This window comes from Stenotrophomonas sp. OVS01A (genome assembly GCF_019969775.1).
Taxonomy (GTDB): Bacteria; Pseudomonadota; Gammaproteobacteria; order Xanthomonadales; family Xanthomonadaceae; genus Stenotrophomonas; species Stenotrophomonas indicatrix.
Map to the genome: position 1 here is coordinate 1,766,045 of NZ_JAHXYV010000001.1, position 18,028 is coordinate 1,784,072.

The window sequence follows — 18,028 nt, forward strand, 5'->3', positions numbered from 1 at the left end:
CCTGCGGGTGCATCACTGCCCTGCGCGTACCGACAGCAGGCCGCGACGCTTGAACCACCACTCCAGCGGCAGGGTCACCAGCGGCGGAATCGCAGCCAGCAACGCCAGCCCCGTTGCCCACCATGGCCAGCGCAGGCGCAGCGCCGCAAACAGCGTCACCGCCACGTAGGCCAGGAACGCCACGCCATGCAGCGGCCCGAACAGCTTCACCAGCGCGACGTTGGCCTGCGGGCCGTACTTGAGCCACATGCCGGCCAGCAGCCCGGCCCAGGTGATGGCCTCGATGAAGGCGACGACGGCGAAAAGGCGCCCGGTCGGGTGCAGCGGGTTACGGTGGGTCACGCAGGGCTCCAGCGCTGGATATCAAATGCGAATGATACGCAGATGCGAACATGCCGGATACCTGCGGCGTGTCCACCAAGGTGGACACCTACCGACGCGTATCGGGCAGGACGTGCTCGCCGATCTCGCCCAGTACGTCGTCCACCGGCCGGCCGTTGTCCACCAGGTTGAACATCACATGCGCCATACCCTGCGCGTGTACGCGTTGCAGGTACGCGCGCAGGCCATCGCGGCCCACCTTCAGGCCCAGCGGCAGCGGCTCCGCCGGCGCAGTTGGATCGGCCTGCAGGTCCAGCAGCATCGACTGCACGAATGGCTTGGGCGCGCCGCCGCTCTGGGCCAGCGCCTGCTGCCACAGACCGATGCGCCCTTCCTGCGCGGTCTCTTCGCGGTGATAGGTTGCCCAGCCTTCGGCCTCGCGTGCGATCCACTGCAGGCTCTGCCGCGCAGTACCGACCACCAGCATCGGAATGCGCCTTGCCGGCGTAGGAAGCACGTCGTATCCACCGGTTGCCTGCAACACCGGCGCGCGCTCGGAGGGTTCGGGGGACAGCGCCGCACGCAGCAGCGACCAGCGCTCGCGGAAGGTGCCCGCCCTGCCCTGTAGGTCCTCGCCGAAGGCCGCGAACTCTTCTGGTCGATCACCCGAGCCAAGCCCCAGCACGAAGCGTCCACCGCTGACCCGGTCCAGCGTCAGCGCCGATTTCGCTACCTGCAGCGGTTGCCGCAACGGCAGCACGATGGCCGCAGTGCCGATCACGATGCGCTCGGTCGCCGCGGCCAGCATGCCCAACCACAGGAACGGATCATCCAGCGCACTGGCGGTCGCATCCGGCCCCTGCGGCACCATCAGCGGCACATCGCGGGTCCACAGCGCAGCAAAGCCCAGATCGTCGGCCAGCCGCGCGACGCGGCGCGCCTCCAGTAGATCGGCCAGGCCGTGTGCGGCCACCGGCGTCATCAGGCCAAGGCTCAAGCCCTGCTCTGGAAACAGACGTGCATGGGCAGGATTGAAATCAGTCATGCCGCCAGCTTAGCGTGGGGCATTGATGGCGTCCCACAACAGGAAGTACAGCGCATGCCCAGGATCCGTCCCGCCCACGTCGATGACCTGCCCGCGATCAGCGCGGTGTGCATGGCGGCCTTCACTGCAGCCGTTGCGCCCATGCTTACCGCCGAGGGCATCGCCACCTTCGGCAACGTGGCCGCAGCCAGCGCCTTCGCCGAGCGCCTGCAGGGTGACAACCACATCCTGGTGGCCGAACAGGAGGGCCGTGTGGTTGGCGTGGTGGAACTGAAGGCGGGCCAGCACCTGGCGATGCTGTTCGTCGCGCCGGAGCTGCAGGGGCAAGGCATCGGTCGTGCCCTGCTGCAGTCGGTGCTGCCGCAGGTACGCGGCCCGCAGATGACCGTGCGCGCCTCGCTCAACGCGGTGCCGGCCTACGAACACTATGGGTTCGTGCTGGATGGCGACGTCGGCGAGTACCACGGCCTGATCTACCAGCCGTTGGTGTTGGCGGTGCCCGCTCCGGTGGCTGCGCCCCCTGGTCCGCACTGATACCCAGCCCACATGCCGTGCTGCGCGTGCGACATAAGCAAACTGCATCAGCCAGCACCCCGACCGTTCCTACAATGGCCCACCACCCTGTCCTTCGAGATGCTGCCGATGCGCGTCGCGCTTTCCCTGTTGCTGTTGGCCTCGGCCCTGAGCGCCTGCTCCCCCGCGTCCGCGCCGGTACCGACGGCGAAGGCGGCATCGACCGCCCCGGCCTCCGCCATCGCCTGGCGCCAGGGCGACGTGGATGATGCGTTCAACGAAGCCGCCGAGAGTGGCAAGCCGGTGCTGCTGTACTGGGGCGCGGTGTGGTGCCCGCCGTGCAACCAGCTCAAGGCGGGGCTGTTCAAGGATCCGGCCTTCATCGCACTGACCGGCAAATTCGTGCCGGTCTACCTGGACGGCGACGAAGAAGGCGCGCAGGCATGGGGCGAACGCTTCGGCGTGCGCGGCTATCCAACCCTGATCGTGCTCGACCCGCAGCGCAACGAAATCACCCGCGTGGCCGGCGGCAACGACGCGGCCGAACTGACCCGGGCCCTGACCGTCGCCGCCAGCCGCCGCAGCGCTGTCGCCGAAACACTTGCGACCGCGCTGGCGACGCCGGCCACGCTTGGCGCCGAAGACTGGCAGGTACTGGGCGATTACGGCTGGGAGGTGGATGCCAACCGCCTGGCTGGCAAGCGCAGCGCCCAGGACGTGCTGCAGCAGCTGGCCAAGGCCGCACCCGAGCCTGCGCTGCAGCGTCGCTTCGCGCTGCTCGCCTTGGCTACCGCCGAGAAACCGACGGCAGCGCCCACCCAGGTACGCGAACTGTTGCAGGCGGTGCTGGCACAACCGGCGGAGGTACGTCGCAACCGCGAGTTGCTGGGGTATGCCGGCGCCGGGCTGGTCAAGCAGGCCAGCGCTGGTCCGGCCAGCAGCAATGCCCTCGGCCAGCAGTTGCTGGTCGCGCTGGAACGTGCCGATGCCGCGCGTGGTGATCGCGCAGACGATGCCTTGTCACGCGCGTTGACCGAGTTGGCGCTGGCGCGCCAGCAGCAGCCCGAAGGCGCGCTGCCGGCAGCATTGGTGCAGCGCGTAAAGCAGCGCGTGGCCGCCGCCGATGCCGCAGCCACCGATGCACACGCGCGCCAGGCCACCATCAGCAGTGCCGTCTACGCGCTGCGTCAGGTCGATGATGATGCAGGCGCCGAGGCCTTGCTGCTGGCAGAGCTGAAGCGCAGCGAGCAGCCTTACTACTACATGCCGGAGCTGGCCGAACTGGCCGAGCAGCGTGGTGATAGCGCCGGCGCCCTGGAATGGCTGAAGCGTGCCTATGAAGGCGCGCAGGGCCCTGCCACGCGCGTGCAGTGGGGCGTGCTGTACGTGGAAGGCCTGCTGCGGCTGGCACCCGATGATGCACCGCGCATCGAGCAGGCCACCGAGGCCTTGATCGCCGAGCTGGACAAGCAGCCGTCCGGCTACCACCAGCGCACGCGCCAGCGCTTCGAACGGCTGGCCGGACAGCTGCAGGCGTGGAGCGCCAAGCACAAGGGTGCGGACACGCTGGCGCGGCTGCAGCAGCGGATGCAGGCGGCCTGTGGTGATCAGGTTGATAGCGGCTGCAAGGAATGGCTGAGCTGACGCCAGACGCAGGATTCGACGGATACAGGTAGTGCCGGCCGCTGGCCGGCAGCCCCGACCATCACCAGCTGCCGGCCAGCGGCCGGCACTACCCTGCTGCTTCTGCTCTCGCCTTTGACGTCGCCTCCGCGCCGGCGCGTGGACCTGTCCTGCGCGGGCGGATGGGCCCATGCAGGACCGTTGGCGCCATGGATGGCGCCATCGAGCCCCCATGGATGGGTTTACGGCGTGTCCTGCATGGGCCCATCCGCCCACGCGATCCCGGGACAGTCAACGCGCCGACAGCGCCCTCTTTTCAACCACCCCGCTTGACCTCAACCAATGTTGAGGTGCGATAACAGTCTCCCCACGGCCATACCCCTGGCCTTCCCCACGGAGACTGTCTCGATGCCGTACTCGCTTCCCGCCCTCCCCTATGCCTACGACGCCCTCGAGCCGCACTTCGATGCGCGCACGATGGAGATCCATCACAGCAAGCATCACCAGGCCTACGTCAACAACCTCAATGCCGCGCTGGAACAGGCGGGCCTGCCGGCACAACCGGTGGAAACCCTGATCGCCGACCTCGACGCCCTGCCCGAATCGATCCGCGGTGCAGTGCGCAACAACGGCGGCGGCCACGCCAACCACAGCCTGTTCTGGACCGTGCTCAGCGCCAATGGCGGCACCGCCGATGACGAGCTTGCCGCGGCCATCGATCGCGACCTCGGTGGCTACGACGCCTTCAAGGAAACCTTCAGCAAGGCCGCGCAGACCCGGTTCGGCAGTGGCTGGGCGTGGCTGACCGTCGATCGCGATGGCCGCCTGCAGGTCGAGAGCACCGCCAACCAGGACAGCCCGCTGATGGGCGCGGCGGTGGGCGCCTCCGGCAACACCCCGATCCTTGCCCTGGATGTCTGGGAGCACGCCTACTACCTGCATTACCAGAACCGTCGCCCGGACTACATCGGCGCGTTCTTCAACCTCATCAACTGGGCCGAGGTCGGCCGGCGCTACCGCCAGGCCAGGGCCGCATGAACGCGGACTCCGGTGCATACGCCGGGCCGTGGGCGGGGGTGTTCCCCGCTCCGGCACCGGTGCCATCGGTCAGCCTGCCACCGCGTGCGCTGCGGCGGTTGCTCGGCCATTTCCCTACCGGCGTGGCGATCGTCTGCGCCCGCGACGCACAGGGAAAACCGCAGGGGCTGACCATCAACTCGTTCGTGCCGATCTCGCTGCAGCCGCCACTGGTGCTGTGGAACCTCGCCCTGCATGCGCAGAGCCTGTCCACGTTCCAGCGCGCCACCCGCTTTGCGATCAGCGTGCTCGGCGCTGGCCAGGAAGCCCTGGCGCGCCGATTCGCCGATCCGCAGGTGCGCCATCGATTCACCGATGTGCCCTTGCTGGACGACGGCGAAGATGCGCCACCGCGTATCGCCGGTGCCGTGATCCATCTCACCTGCACCCGCCACGCGCAGTGGCCGGTCGGCGATCACCTGTTGCTGGCCGGGCGCATTGTCGATGTGCAGGAAGCAGGCGGTGCACCACTGCTGTTCCATCGCGGCCGCTTCCAGGCGGGACCGGTGGAAACCCTGCTGGAGGTGCGCTGATGGACATCGAAACGCTGGAGAGGATGCTTGCCGCCGGCAAGGACAGCGCACTGCTGCGCTTCGGCCTGGGCAAGAGCTGGCTGGATGCCGGCGACCCGGTGCGCGCAGCCACCCATCTGGGCCGCTGCGTAATGCTGGACCCGGACTATTCGGCGGCGTGGAAGCTGCTGGGCAAGGCCTGGCTGGCCGGTGGCCAGCCGCAGGCGGCGCGCGAAGCGTGGCAGCGCGGGCTCAGCGTGGCCGGCAGCAAGGGCGACCAGCAGGCCCGCAAGGAAATGCAGGTGTTCCTGCGCAGGCTCGATCGCGATTCACCTGCGCTGTTGGCGAAGGCCGGCTGAAGACTCAGCCGGCGTTGGCCGACGCCGGTGCCGGCATGATGTCCGGCATCGGCAGGCGGCGCGGCTTGCTCGGGAACGCGTGGCGCAGGATGCGCCAGACCACCTGGGTGAACTGCCGCGGCAGCGAGCCGTTGTTGTAGTGCTGGCCGTAGCGCCGGCAGATTTCCTTCACTTCCTTGGCGATGGCCGCATAGCGGTTGGCCGGCAGGTCCGGGTAGAAGTGGTGCTCGATCTGGTGGCTGAGGTTGCCCGACAGCACGTTGATCACGAAACCACCGCTGATGTTGGACGAACCGCGCAGCTGGCGCAGGTACCAGTGGCCACGCGATTCATTGCGCAGGCATTCCTTCGGGAAGGTTTCCGATTCGGCGGTGAAGTGGCCGCAGAAGATGATCACGTAAGTCCAGATGTTGCGCAGGCCGTTGGCCACCATGTTGCCCAGCATCACCGGCAGGAAGAACGGACCGGCCAGCAGCGGGAAGAACACGTAGTCCTTCAGCACCTGGCGGATCATCTTGCGGGCCACCGGACGGGTCTGCAGCCACATCGCACGGCTGCTGATGCGGCCCTTGAACCAGCGCCCCAGGCGCAGGTCCTGCGCCGCCACGCCCCACTGGAACAGCAGCGCGAAGATCGGTGCGATGATCGGCTGCAGCAGGTAGAACGGCTTCCAGCGCTGTTCCGGGAAGATGCGCAGCAGGCCATAGCCGATGTCATCGTCCATGCCACGCACGTTGGTGTAGGTGTGGTGGCGGAAATTATGGGTCTTGCGCCAGTTGTCGGCGGTGGCAACGATGTCCCATTCGTAGGTGTTGCCGTTGAGCTTGGGATCGCCGGTCCAGTCGTACTGGCCGTGCATCACGTTGTGGCCCAGTTCCATGTTTTCCAGGATCTTGGCCAGCGCCAGCAGCAGCGTGCCGGCGATGCAGGCCGGCCACAGCAGCGGCGCCCAGAACAACGGAGAGAACGCGCCCAGGAACAGCAGGCTGCGGCCGAGCACGCCGGACCAGCGCACAGCCGCTGCGACGCGGCGGATGTAACGGGTGTCGGAGGCGCCGAGGCTGCCGATCACACGGTCGCGGATCGCATCGAGTTCCTCACCAAACGTCTGCATCTCGGCAGGGCTCAGGGCACGGTCGGTAGCGCGGGTCATGGCAGCGGAGTCCTCAGAGATCCAGGGTCAGGTCGGTGGTCGGCGCGCTCACGCAGATCCGCACCGGCACGGCCGTTTCGGACTGGGTGTCGCCGGTGCGCAGGTGGCGAGTGGTGCCACTGACGCGTTCACAGGTACAGCTGTTGCAGATGCCCATGCGGCAGCCGTGCTTGGGCGCGATGCCCTGCGCCTCCAGGCTCTCCAGCAGCGAGCGGCCACGCGGCACGATCAGCCGCCGGCCGCTGCGGGCAAGGGTCAATGCAACCTCACCCAGGCTGTCGGCATCACTGAGTGCCGCAGGCGGCGTAAAGGCTTCAGCCTGGAAACCCGCCACCTGCTGCGCCAGCCGCGTGCGCGCAGCGGCAACGAAGCCATCCGGGCCACAGGCCAGCACATGGCGCTGCGCCAGCGGGGTGTCGTCACCGGCAACGGCCAACGTGTGGCTGTCGATGCGCGCGGCCGGCACCTCGCCTTCGCGGGTGGTCAGCAGATGCACGCGCAGGTTCGGGTTCGCTGCGGCCAGCGCCTGCAGCTCATCACGGAACTGGAACGCCGCGGCGCTGCGCTCCCAGTAGAACAGGTCGACCGGCGCCGCCAGCGGGCGCTGGCAGGCGTCGCGCAGCAGGCTGCGCATGGGCGTGATGCCGCTGCCGGCGGCCAGTAGAAGCACCGGCGCTGCGGCAGGCATGTGGAAATCACCGAAGGCCGCATCCAGCCGGAACAGGTCGCCTGGCTTGGCATGCGCGACCAGATGCTGGCTGACCTTGCCGCCTTCCACCGCCTTGACGGTAATGGCCAGCTCACGACGGCCCAGGCGGGTCGGGCTGTAGCTGCGGCGCAATACACGCCCCTCAAGCTCGACGCCCAAGGTGACGTGCTGGCCGGCGCGCATCCCGGCCCAGTGCCGGTTGCAGCGCAGGACCAGGGTGGCGGCGCCCTCGCCCGCCGGCTCGCGCCGTACCAGGCGGGCCATCGGCTCACGCAGGGTCCACAACGGATTCAGCTGGCCCGCCCAGAAGTCGAACAGCGACGGCGACAGCCAGCGGTACGGGGAAAACAGGGAAGGACGGACGACAGCGCTCATGGATGCACTATACGGCCGCACACACAGCTGTGTATACATGTGTATATTGCACCGGATTGGGTATGATTCAGCCTTGCCCCTCCGGAAGTACCATGGCCGCCGCCACCGTTCTGTCTCCGCCTGAAGATGCCAGCAGCCCGGCCCGCCGTACGGTGAGCCGCGAAGATCTGCTGGCCGCCGCGTTGAAACTGATCGGCCCGCATCGCAGCCTCTCCACCCTCAGCCTGCGCGAAGTCGCGCGCGAGGCGGGCATCGCACCCAACAGCTTCTACCGCCAGTTCCGCGACATGGACGAACTGGCCGTCGCCTTGATCGACGTGGCTGGGCGCTCGCTGCGCACCATCATCGGTGAAGCCCGCCAGCGCGCTACGTCCAGCGCCACCAGCGTGGTACGCGTGTCGGTGGAAACCTTCATGGAACAGCTGCGTGCCGACGACAAGCTGCTGCACGTACTGTTACGCGAAGGCGCGGTCGGCTCGGACGATTTCAAGCACGCGGTCGAACGCGAACTGCACTACTTCGAAGAAGAACTGCAGCATGACCTGGTGCGCCTGGCCGCACTGGATGGCGCGGTGCTGTACAAGCCGGAACTGGTGTCGATGGCGATCACCCGGCTGGTGTTTGCGATGGGCGCTTCGGCCATGGACCAGCCCCCTGAGAACGATCCGGAACTGGTCGAACAGATCTCCACGATGATCCGCATGATCATCGTCGGCGCGCGCACTCCCGCCGCCTTCCGCCGCGGCTGACCGCTTCCGGTGCATGACCACCGGCACACACGTGTGCGCATTGTGTAATGTTATAACAATTACGTTCGAGTAAAGGCCACGGTTCACGCACGCGCCGAGACCCCAATATAGCAATTACTATGTTGATGACCATCTGCTTTCATGTGCGCCAGCCAGGTCGCCCTCGCCGCCCTCCCTTCCCAAGGACGACGCCCTCATGCGCATTGCTGCCTCCCTTCTCCGCCGGCTGCCGCTGGCTGCCGGTATTGCCGCCGCCCTGCCGGTGACCGCATTCGCCGCACCACCTTCGCCTACCGAGCTGGACCGCGTGCAGGTGAAAGTCAGCACGGCCACCCGCAGCGAACGCCTGCTGTCGGACGTGCCGATCCGCACCGAGGTACTGCGCAAGGAGGACATCGCCCTGCGCGCGGCCACCGACTTCTCCCGCGCGGTCGAGCTGATCAACGGCCTGCGGGTGGAGAGCAACTGCCAGAACTGCAACACCAGCGAAGTGCAGCTGCTGGGCCTTCCCGGTGCCTACAACCAGCTGCTGTTCGATGGCATTCCACTGTTGTCCACGCTGGGCAGTGTGTATGGGCTGGAACAGATTCCCGCCGGCTTCGTCGACCGCATCGAAGTGGTCAAGGGCGGTGGTTCGTCGCTGTACGGGCAGGGCGCCGTAGCCGGTGTCATCAATCTGGTTCCGCCGCTGCCGGCACGCAGCGGCGGCCATGTGCAGGCGGGCGTGGATGTTCTGAAGGGCACGCCGCAGAAGAACGCCGACGTGCGTCTGGATCTGGTCGCCAGCGAGGCCGACGCGGGACTGTCGGTGATCGCCCAGCGCAACTGGAACAGCGGCATCGACTACAACGGCGACGGCTATACCGAGATCACCCGCAAGAACCTCAAGGTCGGTGGCCTGCAGGCCTGGTATGCGCCCACTCCGGGCACGCGCCTGCGGTTGGACCTGCAGGTGACCGATGAGAGCCGTCGCGGTGGCAACCGCCTGGACCAGCCCGAACACCTGGCCAACATCGCCGAATCGCTGGACACGAACTACCGCCGCGGCAGCCTGTCATGGGACCAGGAGGTGAGCGGCGACGTCGACTTCCGCTTGGCCTATGCCTTCGCCGACATCGACCGCGACAGCTTCTATGGCGGACTCGGCGACGTGGTCACCGATCCGTCCGCACCCGGCTACGATCCTTCGCAACTGGACCCGAACGTACCGGGCAGCGCCGCATCACGCTCATGGCGCCAGTACGGGCGCACCCACAACCCGCTGCACTACATCGACAGCCAGTTGAACTGGCGGCTGGGTGCACACACGCTGGCGTTCGGCGTTCAGTACAAGCATGAGGGCCTGCGTGACGACAATCGCGATGGTGCCGGCCAGCGCCTGGCCGTGCTCGAGGATGCAACCTTCCACAACCTCGGCGCGTTCGTGCAGGACGAATGGAGCGTACGCGAGGACGTCGACCTGGTGCTGGGCGCGCGCGTGGACAAGAGTTCGGAACTGGACAGCGCCGTGTTCTCACCGCGTATCGCCCTGGCCTGGCAGGCCACGCCACGGCTGAAATGGCGAGCCGGCATCGCCACCGGCTTCCGTGCGCCGGAAATCTTCGTCGAGGATGTCCACGTCGATACCCTCGGCGGCGAGCAGGTGCGCGTGCGCAACACCCGTGGCCTGAAGGAGGAGCGCGCGCTGACCACCCTGTTCGGGTTCGACTGGCGCTCCGACCCGGCCGACCCGGTATGGAGCTGGGATGCCACCGCGTCCTACGCACGCATCCGCGATACCTTCGCGCTGGGTGAGATCCAGCGCGGCGATGATGGCCAGCTGACGCAGCTGCGCTACAACGCCTCCGGCTCGAACGTGCTGGGCGTGGAAACCAACCTCGGCTGGCAGCCCTCCCCGCAGTGGCGGCTGACTGCCGGCGCATCGTGGTACCGCTCGCAGTTCCGCGAGCCGCAGCGCATCTTCGACGACACCGCCGACGGCGGCGACACCGTCATCGACAGCCGCGACTATCTGAAAACCCCGCGCTGGACCGGCCTGGCCCAACTCAGCTGGATGCCGGCCGAGCCCTGGGAGACGTTCCTGGCGCTGCGCCACACCGGATCGATGCCGGTGCTCAACAACCGGCTGGGCGAGCTGCATCGCACCCGCGCCTTCCTGGTCACCGACCTCGGCGCGCGCTGGCATCGCCATCTGGGTGCGCAGGCACAGCAGGAAGTGTCGGTGGCGGCGGGGGTCAAGAACGTGTTCGACCAGCGGCAGAAGGATCTGGAAAGCGGCGCGCTGCGCGACAGCGATTACGTGTACGGTCCTCGCTTCGCCCGCTCGTGGTACGTCAACCTGCGCTATGCGTTCTAGCTGGCTGCCCGCGCTGTTGCTGGCACTGGCATGGCCGGCAGTGGCTGCCGACCTGCATGCGCAGGTCTCCGCCTCGCTGATGCGGCCCGAGCCACGTGCCCTGCGCCCGATGCAGTGGTCGCCACCGCCAACGCTGATCGCGCTGTACTTCGGCGCCGACTGGTGCGCGCCCTGCCACGCTTTCGTGCCGACCCTGCGCGGCGTGCGCGACGCGCTGCGCGAGGCCGGCGCCGATACCGAAGTGGTGTATGTCAGCCTGGATGAAAGCGAGGCGGCGTTGCGGCGCTACATGCACCTGCAGCAGATGCCGTGGCCGGTGCTGGACCCGCGTCGTGCGCAGCGCATGCCAGCGCTGCAGGCATTGGCGGGCCCGGCCCCGCCCAACCTGGTGCTGATCGATGCGCAGGGCACGGTGCTGGCCAATGGTTGGCAGGGGCGCCATTACCGCGGGCTGCAACCGGTATTGCAGGAATGGTGGAAGCGGGCATGTGCGCAACAGCAGGCGCACTGCCCCGATGACGGCGTTCAACCTCGGTAGCGCCGGGCCATGCCCGGCGAAATGCGTGAAGCGGCAACGCGTCCGCCGGGCATGGCCCGGCGCTACCGTTCGGCGGAACCGCCCTCGGCCTTGCGCACGAATGCGTCGAACAGCGCCAGCGTCTGTTCGCTGACGTGGTGCTCGATGCCCTCGGCATCACGTCGCGCGGTATCCGGGTCCACGCCCAGCGCCAGCAGGAAGCGCTCCACGGTCTGGTGGCGCTGGCGGCTGGCATGGGCCAGCGCCTCGCCCTCCGGGGTCAGGAACACGCCGCGGTACGGGCGCTGCACCACCCAGCCATCGCGGGCCAGCCGGCGCAGCATCTTCGCCACGGTCGGCTGGGCCACACCGAGGCGGGTGGCGATGTCGACCTGGCGGGCCTCGCCGCCGTCGGCCAGCAGGTCGGAGATCAGCTCGACATAATCCTCCACCAGCTCCATCCGGTGTGCTTCGCGCACTTGCCGGAAGCTCTCGACCTGGCGCTCGGCCTCGATCAAGGGGGTGCTTTTCAGCGATGTCGAATCGTCCGTCTTGCCCACGCGTGTGCCTGTCCTGCAGTTGTCATCCGGGTGCGAACCTGAATTCTGGACCAGTGACGCAGTAAAGACGATTGTTTCACATTGCTATGCGATATAGCAGTGGCTATATTGGCAGCCATGAACACTGTCGCGCCCACCGACTCTCCGGCCTCCACCGCGGCCAGCCTGGGGGCGCTCAACGCGTCGATCGCCGTACCCGAAAAGGGCCACTGGTGGTTCCGGCTGCTGGCCTTCCTGGGCCCCGGCTACATGGTGTCGGTGGGTTACATGGATCCGGGCAACTGGGCGACCGATCTCGCAGGTGGCTCACGCTTCGGCTATCTGCTGCTGTCGGTCATCCTGATCTCCAACCTGATGGCGGTGATCCTGCAGGCGCTGTCGGCACGGCTGGGCATCGCCACCGGCATGGACCTGGCGCAGGCCTGCCGTGCGCGCTACCCCAAGCCGGTGAACCTGGCGCTGTGGGCGTTGTGCGAAGCGGCGATCATCGCCTGCGACCTGGCCGAAGTGATCGGCACGGCCATCGCGCTGAAACTGTTGTTCGATCTGCCACTGCTGTGGGGCGCGGTGATCACCGCGCTGGACACGCTGCTGGTGCTGCTGTTGATGAACCGCGGTTTCCGCGCGCTGGAAGCCTTCGTGATCGCACTGCTGCTGGTGATCTTCGGCTGCTTCATGGTGCAGATCGCGCTGGCCGCGCCGCCGGTGATGCAGGTGCTGGGCGGTTTCATTCCGCGCGCGCAGGTGGTCACCGATCCGCATGCGCTGTACATCGCCATCGGCATCATCGGTGCAACGGTGATGCCGCACAACCTGTACCTGCATTCTTCCATCGTGCAGACCCGTGCCTATCCACGCACCGATGAAGGCCGTCGCAGCGCGCTGCGCTGGGCGGTGACCGACAGCACCTTTGCCTTGACCCTGGCGCTGTTCATCAACGCCAGCATCCTGATCCTGGCGGCGGCGGTATTCCATGCCAACGGCCGCTTCGACGTGGAAGACATCGAGCAGGCGCACCAGTTGCTGGCACCGATGCTGGGCGTCGGCCTGGCCTCGACATTGTTCGCGGTGGCACTGCTCGCCTCCGGCCTGAACTCCACGGTGACCGCGACACTGGCCGGGCAGATCGTGATGGAAGGGTTCCTGCGCCTGCGCCTGCCGCCGTGGCTGCGGCGGCTGATCACCCGCGCGCTGGCGATCATTCCGGTGGTGGTGGTCATCATGCTGTTCGGCGACCAGGGCGCGGTGAAGCTGCTCGTGCTGAGCCAGGTGGTGCTGTCCATGCAGCTGCCCTTCGCGATCATCCCGCTGGTACGCATCGTGACCGACAAGGTGACGATGGGCGCGTTGGTGGCACCGCGCTGGCTGGGCGGCATTGCCTGGGTGATCGCGCTGGTGATCGTGGTGCTGAACGTGAAGCTGCTGGTGGATACGTTCGCAGCCGGTTGATCCGCGCGGTGGGAATCCGCCGGGCATGGCCCGGCGCTACCGCTGGCGACCTGCAGTAGATCCACGCCACGCGTGGATGTGGCATGACCGGCGCTACAGGAACTCCGCGATGGCCGCTTCGATCTGCTGCGGCGACTGGAAACCCGGCATGCGCATGCGCTCGTCACCGTCCAGGAACAGCGACAACGTAGGGGTCTGCCGCAGGCCCAGCTCGCGGAAGAACGCCTCGCCCACCACCTCCAGCTGCACCCGCAGCAGGGTCGTGCCCTGCCCTGCAGTGCCGCTGGCCACCCGCTGCAGCGACATGTCCAGCATCCGGCAGCCCGGGCACTGGTCCTTGTGGAAGTCCACCAGCACGCGTGGATGGTCGGCCAGCAACTGCTGGAACTGCTCAGGCGTGGTGGCGTCGATGATCTGCATCGGTGGTACTCCAGTAGTGATCCAGGACCGCATCGGTCCAGGTATCGATGGCCGCGGCATGCCGCCGGCCATGTGGCATCTGTTCGATCTCCAGCGGCGGGTAGCCACTGTGGAAATAGCGGATCAGCCGGTGCACCGCACCGCAGTAGTACTCCTGCCCCCACTGCGTTTCACCGGTGCCGAACACCGCCACCTGCCGCGGCCGCTGGCCGCGCTCGGCGATGCCCGCCACCCAGGCCTTCATCTCCGATGGCGTGCGCCCGGCGTTGTCGGTCCAGCAGCCCAGCAGCACCAGGTCGGCCTCGTCCACCGGCAACGGCGTGCCCTGGCGCAGGTCGTCGGCCTCCTGCCAGTGCACGGCGTGGCCTGCGGCCCGGCACCGCGCGGCGATGTGGCGGCCGAGCTCACGGGTGTTGCCGCTGAGCGACGCCACCACGATCAGGATGCGCAGCGCCGGGCCGCGCTCAGAGGTCGTCGAAGCCGTTGTCGACGTTGGTCTTCTTGTAGCTTGCATTGCGCATCTCGAAGAAGTCGGTCTTGGTCTCGGTGAAGTTGTCGGCGTAGGCCTTGATCCACGGCATCACGTTGTCGGTGGTGTCGCTGTACAGGCGCTCGATGCCGAGCATGCCGGCCATCTTGTTGGCGCGGTACTTCACGTAGCGCACCATCTCGTCCACGTCGATGCCATCGATGCCATCGAGCACCTCCGCCGACCACTGGGTTTCCAGTTCAATGGCGTGTTCGAACGACTGGTGCACGTAGGCGGTCAGCTCGTTGGTCTGCAGTTCCGGGTTCTCGCCGATGATGGCGCGGATCAGCTCGCTGATGAACTTGGTGTGGGCCAGCTCATCACGGTTGATGAAGCTGATGATCTTGCCGGTGCCGTTCATGCGGTTCTGCCGCACCATGTTGTAGAAGTACGCGAAACCGGAATAGAAGTTGATGCCTTCCAGGATCGAGGACTGGATCAGCGACTTCAGCAGGGTTTCGGCGGTCTTCTCGCGCATGAAATCGTCATAGGCCCCCATGATCGGCGCGTTGCGCTTGATGATGGTGGGGTGGGTGCGGGCGATCTCGAAGATGCGGTTCTGGTTGGGCAGGTCGGTGATCGAGGCCAGCACGTAGCTGTAGCTCTCGTTGTGGATCACCTCCTGCTGGCCGATGATCGCCGCGTTGGCGTGCGCGGCCGGATCGGTGATGTACTCGGCGACGTTGTAGATGAAGCGCGTCTGCGGCGAATCCAGCGTGGCCAGCAGGCCGATGATGGAATCGTAGGCGTTCTTCTCGCGCGCGTTTAGCTCCCCGTACTGGCGTGCATCCACTTTCATGTCCACTTCGTCGGGGATCCAGAAGTTGGTCGACAGCTCCTTGTAGGCGCGATAGAACGACGGGTACGGAATGTCGTTCCAGTTCAGGATGCCGCTGGTGCGGCCGTTGATGATGCCGGTGCTGCGGTTGGGGTGGCGCGGTTCGAGGATCTTGATGCGGTCCAGGGGTGTTGCCATGGTCTTTCCTGCAGAGGTAGCGCCGGGCCATGCCCGGCGGAAGGTAAGGTGCGGCGGCCGCGCGTTGCGCTCGCCGGGCATGGCCCGGCGCTACCGCGGTTGGAGCGCAGCGATCAGCTCGAGCACCACTCGCATTCGCTGATGTCGATGTCGTTGGAGCGCACGTAGTAGGTGGTCTTCAACCCTTCCCGCCAGGCACTCAGGTGCAGCTCCAGCAGGGTGCTGGCGCGGATCGTGCTGGGCACGTACAGGTTGAAGCTGATCGACTGGTCCACATGGCGCTGGCGGCGTGCGTTCTGCCGCACGCTGGCGAACTGGTCGACCTTGTAGGCACCCTTCTCGTAGTACGGCCAGGTGTCCAGCGACAGGCCAGGCGCGGCCACCGGCCGCCGGAAGTCCTTCTTTTCCTCGTAGTAGAACGCGCTGTAGATCGGATCGATCGACGCGGTGGACCCGGCGATCTGCGCGGTGCTCATGTTCGGCGCCACCGCCAGCAGCCAGCCATTGCGCAGGCCGTTGGTCGCTACCTCGCGCGCAAGACTGTCCCAAGCCGCGCCACTGTAATCGCGGTCACGGAAATAGTTGCCGTTGTGCCAGTCGCTGCCAGCGAACATCGGATAGCTGCCCTTCTCCTTGGCCAGCTGCGCGCTGGCCTGGATGGTCAGGAAGTTGATGCGCTCGAACAGGCGATCGGACAGTTCCTCGGCCTCGGGCGATTCCCAGTGGATCGCCTGCTGTGCCAGCAGGTGGTGCCAGCCGAACGTGCCCAGGCCGATGGCGCGGTACTTGCGGTTGGTGATGGTGGCCTGCGGCACCGGCAGCGCATTGAGATCGATCACGTTGTCGAGCATGCGTACCTGGATCGGAATCAACCGTTCCAGCACATCCTTGGCCAGCAGATCCTCGGGGGCGGTGATGGCACGGCCAAGGTTGATCGACGACAGGTTGCAGACCACGAAGTCGCCCGCGCGGCGGGTGGTGACGATCTGGTCGCCGCTGACGATCTCCTGGATCATCCGCGTCGGGCTCATGTTCTGCAGGATCTCGGTGCACAGGTTGCTGGAATAGACCATGCCCGCATGCTTGTTCGGGTTCTTCCGGTTCACTTCGTCGCGGTAGAACAGGAACGGGTTGCCGGTTTCCAGCTGGCTGAGCATGATCCGCTTGAACAGGTCGATCGCCTTCACCGTGCGACGGCTGATGCGCTCGTCGGCCACCAGCTCGGCGTAGCGGTCGCGGAAACTGCCCTGCCCTCGCTTCTCGTCGTAGAAATCCTGCAGGTACCAGCCTTTGGCCTGCTTCACCTCGTGCGGATCGAACAGGTACCAGTCGGCACGGCGCTCGACGGCCTCCATGAACAGGTCCGGCACGCAGATGGCGGTGAACACATCATGCGCACGCAGGCGCTGGTCGCCGTTGTTCAGGCGCAGGTCCATGAACGCCTCGATGTCGCGGTGCCAGATATCCAGGTACACCGCCACTGCACCCTTGCGCTGGCCGAGCTGGTCGACCGACACCGCCGTGTTGTTGAGCTGCTTGATCCACGGCACCACGCCGCCGGACGAGTTGGGCACGCCGCGGATCGGCGCGCCACTGCTGCGCACGTACCCCAGGTACGCACCCACGCCCCCACCGTGCTTGGACACGCGGGCGATATCGGTGTTGGAGTCATAGATGCCCTGCAGGCTGTCGTCCACGGTGTCGATGAAGCAGCTCGACAGCTGGCCGCCGACCTTGCCGGCATTGGCCAGGGTCGGCGTGGCCACGGTCATGTACAGGTTGGACAACGCCCAGTACGCCTCGCCCACCAGCTGCATGCGGCGCACGCGGCCGCTCTCACCAGCCCCGCCCTCGTTCTGCATCAGGTACAGGGCAATGGTCAGCCAGCGTTCCTGCGGCAGCTCATACACCTCGCGGCTGCGATCAGTAGCCAGGTAGCGCGTGGCCAGCAGGTACAGCCCGTTGTAGGCGAACAGACGATCGCGCTCGGGGTCGATCATCTCGCCGGCCTGCTGCAGCTCTTCCTTCGAATAGCAGCGCAGGATGTCATTGCTGTAGATGCCGCGGTCGGCCAGGCTTTCCTGCAGGCCCACGTAGGAACCGTACTTCAGGCTGACATCGTAGAAGCGGTTGCGGCTGGCGCGCTTGTACAGCCGGCGCAGGTACAGGCGTGCAGCGAACTGTTCCCACTGCGGCGCGACAAGGTCGACGCGCGATTCCGCTTCGCGGATCAGCAGATCCACCAGATCATCGGCACTGATGCTGGGCTTGCGCTCGACCATCGCCAGCACCACGCGGCGATAGTCGGCCACATCCAGCTGCGGCAGCTCGGCGTGGATGGTATCGATGCTGCGCAGCAGGCGCGCCGCATCGAACGGCAAGCGACGATTGCCGGCTTCCTTGGTGATCCAGGTCGGCACGCGCTCGCCGCTGGCGCGCATGGCGTCGCCGGCGCCGGCCAGGTCGGCCACGCGGAAGGTACTGTCGGTCATGGTGGTGGAACTCCAGGCTCGTGCGCGAGTCGGCGCCCGATGCCATGGCGGCCCTGCACGCGATACCGGCGCACGGGGCGAACGGGTGAAGTGCCAAGGGGCGGGAACACAGGTCGTCGGCATCTGCCTGCGCCTGCGGCCGGTATCCGGGCCGTGGGGGCGACCTGCGTCCGCACGGTGGCGGCCGCGTCGACACGGCAAGCCTTCAGGGGCGGGCCGCGGGACGTTTGCTGCATGTCCGGCGGCGGCGGCTGACCGGGAGTGACAGCCACAACATAGTGGGGATATTCCGA

Annotated in this window: 18 protein-coding genes; 9 read left to right on the top strand and 9 right to left on the bottom strand. The window is 66.9% G+C overall.

Annotation, left to right across the window (positions count from 1 at the left end; all coding sequences use genetic code 11):
• Positions 1 to 12: 12 nt before the first annotated feature.
• On the bottom strand, positions 13 to 342 hold the full coding sequence (locus LC407_RS08275) for a DUF3817 domain-containing protein (RefSeq protein WP_223482611.1): 330 nt from the start codon (positions 340 to 342) through the stop codon (positions 13 to 15).
• 88 nt (positions 343 to 430) lie between these two features.
• Positions 431 to 1,366, bottom strand: a complete 936-nt coding sequence (locus tag LC407_RS08280; RefSeq protein WP_223482612.1) for a TIGR03571 family LLM class oxidoreductase — start codon at positions 1,364 to 1,366, stop codon at positions 431 to 433.
• 54 nt (positions 1,367 to 1,420) lie between these two features.
• Between LC407_RS08280 and LC407_RS08285 the strand changes: the two genes are divergently transcribed.
• From LC407_RS08285 to LC407_RS08305, 5 genes are all read left to right on the top strand, one after another.
• A complete protein-coding gene (locus LC407_RS08285; RefSeq protein WP_223482613.1) occupies positions 1,421 to 1,900 on the top strand; it encodes a GNAT family N-acetyltransferase in 480 nt (159 codons plus the stop codon).
• A gap of 99 nt (positions 1,901 to 1,999) precedes the next feature.
• A complete protein-coding gene (locus LC407_RS08290) occupies positions 2,000 to 3,523 on the top strand; it encodes a thioredoxin family protein (protein ID WP_140226848.1) in 1,524 nt (507 codons plus the stop codon).
• 387 nt (positions 3,524 to 3,910) lie between these two features.
• Positions 3,911 to 4,540, top strand: a complete 630-nt coding sequence (locus tag LC407_RS08295) for a superoxide dismutase (RefSeq protein ID WP_223482614.1) — start codon at positions 3,911 to 3,913, stop codon at positions 4,538 to 4,540.
• Positions 4,537 to 5,112, top strand: coding sequence for a flavin reductase family protein (locus LC407_RS08300; protein ID WP_025878578.1), 576 nt, complete (start codon positions 4,537 to 4,539; stop codon positions 5,110 to 5,112). Before LC407_RS08295 ends, LC407_RS08300 begins: the two co-directional genes overlap by 4 nt.
• Positions 5,112 to 5,450: a tetratricopeptide repeat protein gene (locus LC407_RS08305; RefSeq protein ID WP_154880663.1), complete on the top strand. Its 339-nt coding sequence runs from the start codon at positions 5,112 to 5,114 to the stop codon at positions 5,448 to 5,450. The genes LC407_RS08300 and LC407_RS08305 overlap by 1 nt, the downstream gene beginning before the upstream one ends.
• A 4-nt stretch (positions 5,451 to 5,454) precedes the next feature.
• Here the strand turns inward: LC407_RS08305 and LC407_RS08310 are convergent, their stop codons facing one another.
• Positions 5,455 to 6,603: an acyl-CoA desaturase gene (locus tag LC407_RS08310; RefSeq protein ID WP_025878576.1), complete on the bottom strand. Its 1,149-nt coding sequence runs from the start codon at positions 6,601 to 6,603 to the stop codon at positions 5,455 to 5,457.
• 13 nt (positions 6,604 to 6,616) lie between these two features.
• The gene (locus tag LC407_RS08315; protein WP_051584920.1) at positions 6,617 to 7,687 is read right to left on the bottom strand and encodes a ferredoxin reductase; all 1,071 of its coding nucleotides are present in this window, start codon (positions 7,685 to 7,687) and stop codon (positions 6,617 to 6,619) included.
• Positions 7,688 to 7,779: 92 nt separating this feature from the next.
• Between LC407_RS08315 and fabR the strand changes: the two genes are divergently transcribed.
• The 3 genes from fabR to LC407_RS08330 all read left to right on the top strand — a co-directional run bounded on the left by fabR (position 7,780) and on the right by LC407_RS08330 (position 11,330).
• A complete protein-coding gene (gene fabR, locus LC407_RS08320; protein ID WP_025878574.1) occupies positions 7,780 to 8,436 on the top strand; it encodes an HTH-type transcriptional repressor FabR in 657 nt (218 codons plus the stop codon).
• Between the two features lie 196 nt (positions 8,437 to 8,632).
• Complete coding sequence (locus tag LC407_RS08325; RefSeq protein WP_223482615.1) at positions 8,633 to 10,792, top strand: TonB-dependent receptor; 2,160 nt, start codon at positions 8,633 to 8,635, stop codon at positions 10,790 to 10,792.
• Positions 10,782 to 11,330 carry a thioredoxin-like domain-containing protein gene (locus tag LC407_RS08330; protein WP_025878572.1) on the top strand — a complete coding sequence of 183 codons (549 nt, stop codon included), beginning with the start codon at positions 10,782 to 10,784 and terminating at the stop codon, positions 11,328 to 11,330. Before LC407_RS08325 ends, LC407_RS08330 begins: the two co-directional genes overlap by 11 nt.
• A gap of 62 nt (positions 11,331 to 11,392) precedes the next feature.
• Here LC407_RS08330 and mntR read toward each other — a convergent pair whose 3' ends face one another.
• Positions 11,393 to 11,869, bottom strand: coding sequence for a manganese-binding transcriptional regulator MntR (gene mntR / locus LC407_RS08335; RefSeq protein ID WP_025878571.1), 477 nt, complete (start codon positions 11,867 to 11,869; stop codon positions 11,393 to 11,395).
• 117 nt (positions 11,870 to 11,986) lie between these two features.
• Between mntR and LC407_RS08340 the strand changes: the two genes are divergently transcribed.
• The gene (locus tag LC407_RS08340; RefSeq protein ID WP_025878570.1) at positions 11,987 to 13,318 is read left to right on the top strand and encodes an Nramp family divalent metal transporter; all 1,332 of its coding nucleotides are present in this window, start codon (positions 11,987 to 11,989) and stop codon (positions 13,316 to 13,318) included.
• A gap of 93 nt (positions 13,319 to 13,411) precedes the next feature.
• Here LC407_RS08340 and LC407_RS08345 read toward each other — a convergent pair whose 3' ends face one another.
• The 4 genes from LC407_RS08345 to LC407_RS08360 all read right to left on the bottom strand — a co-directional run bounded on the left by LC407_RS08345 (position 13,412) and on the right by LC407_RS08360 (position 17,684).
• On the bottom strand, positions 13,412 to 13,738 hold the full coding sequence (locus tag LC407_RS08345; protein WP_032975313.1) for a thioredoxin family protein: 327 nt from the start codon (positions 13,736 to 13,738) through the stop codon (positions 13,412 to 13,414).
• Positions 13,710 to 14,189 carry a flavodoxin gene (locus LC407_RS08350; protein ID WP_223482691.1) on the bottom strand — a complete coding sequence of 160 codons (480 nt, stop codon included), beginning with the start codon at positions 14,187 to 14,189 and terminating at the stop codon, positions 13,710 to 13,712. The genes LC407_RS08345 and LC407_RS08350 overlap by 29 nt, the downstream gene beginning before the upstream one ends.
• Positions 14,190 to 14,202: 13 nt before the next feature.
• Positions 14,203 to 15,243 (bottom strand): ribonucleotide-diphosphate reductase subunit beta, encoded by a 1,041-nt coding sequence (locus LC407_RS08355; protein ID WP_025878567.1) that lies wholly within the window; start codon positions 15,241 to 15,243, stop codon positions 14,203 to 14,205.
• 113 nt (positions 15,244 to 15,356) lie between these two features.
• The gene (locus tag LC407_RS08360; protein WP_223482692.1) at positions 15,357 to 17,684 is read right to left on the bottom strand and encodes a ribonucleoside-diphosphate reductase subunit alpha; all 2,328 of its coding nucleotides are present in this window, start codon (positions 17,682 to 17,684) and stop codon (positions 15,357 to 15,359) included.
• Positions 17,685 to 18,028: the final 344 nt, after the last annotated feature.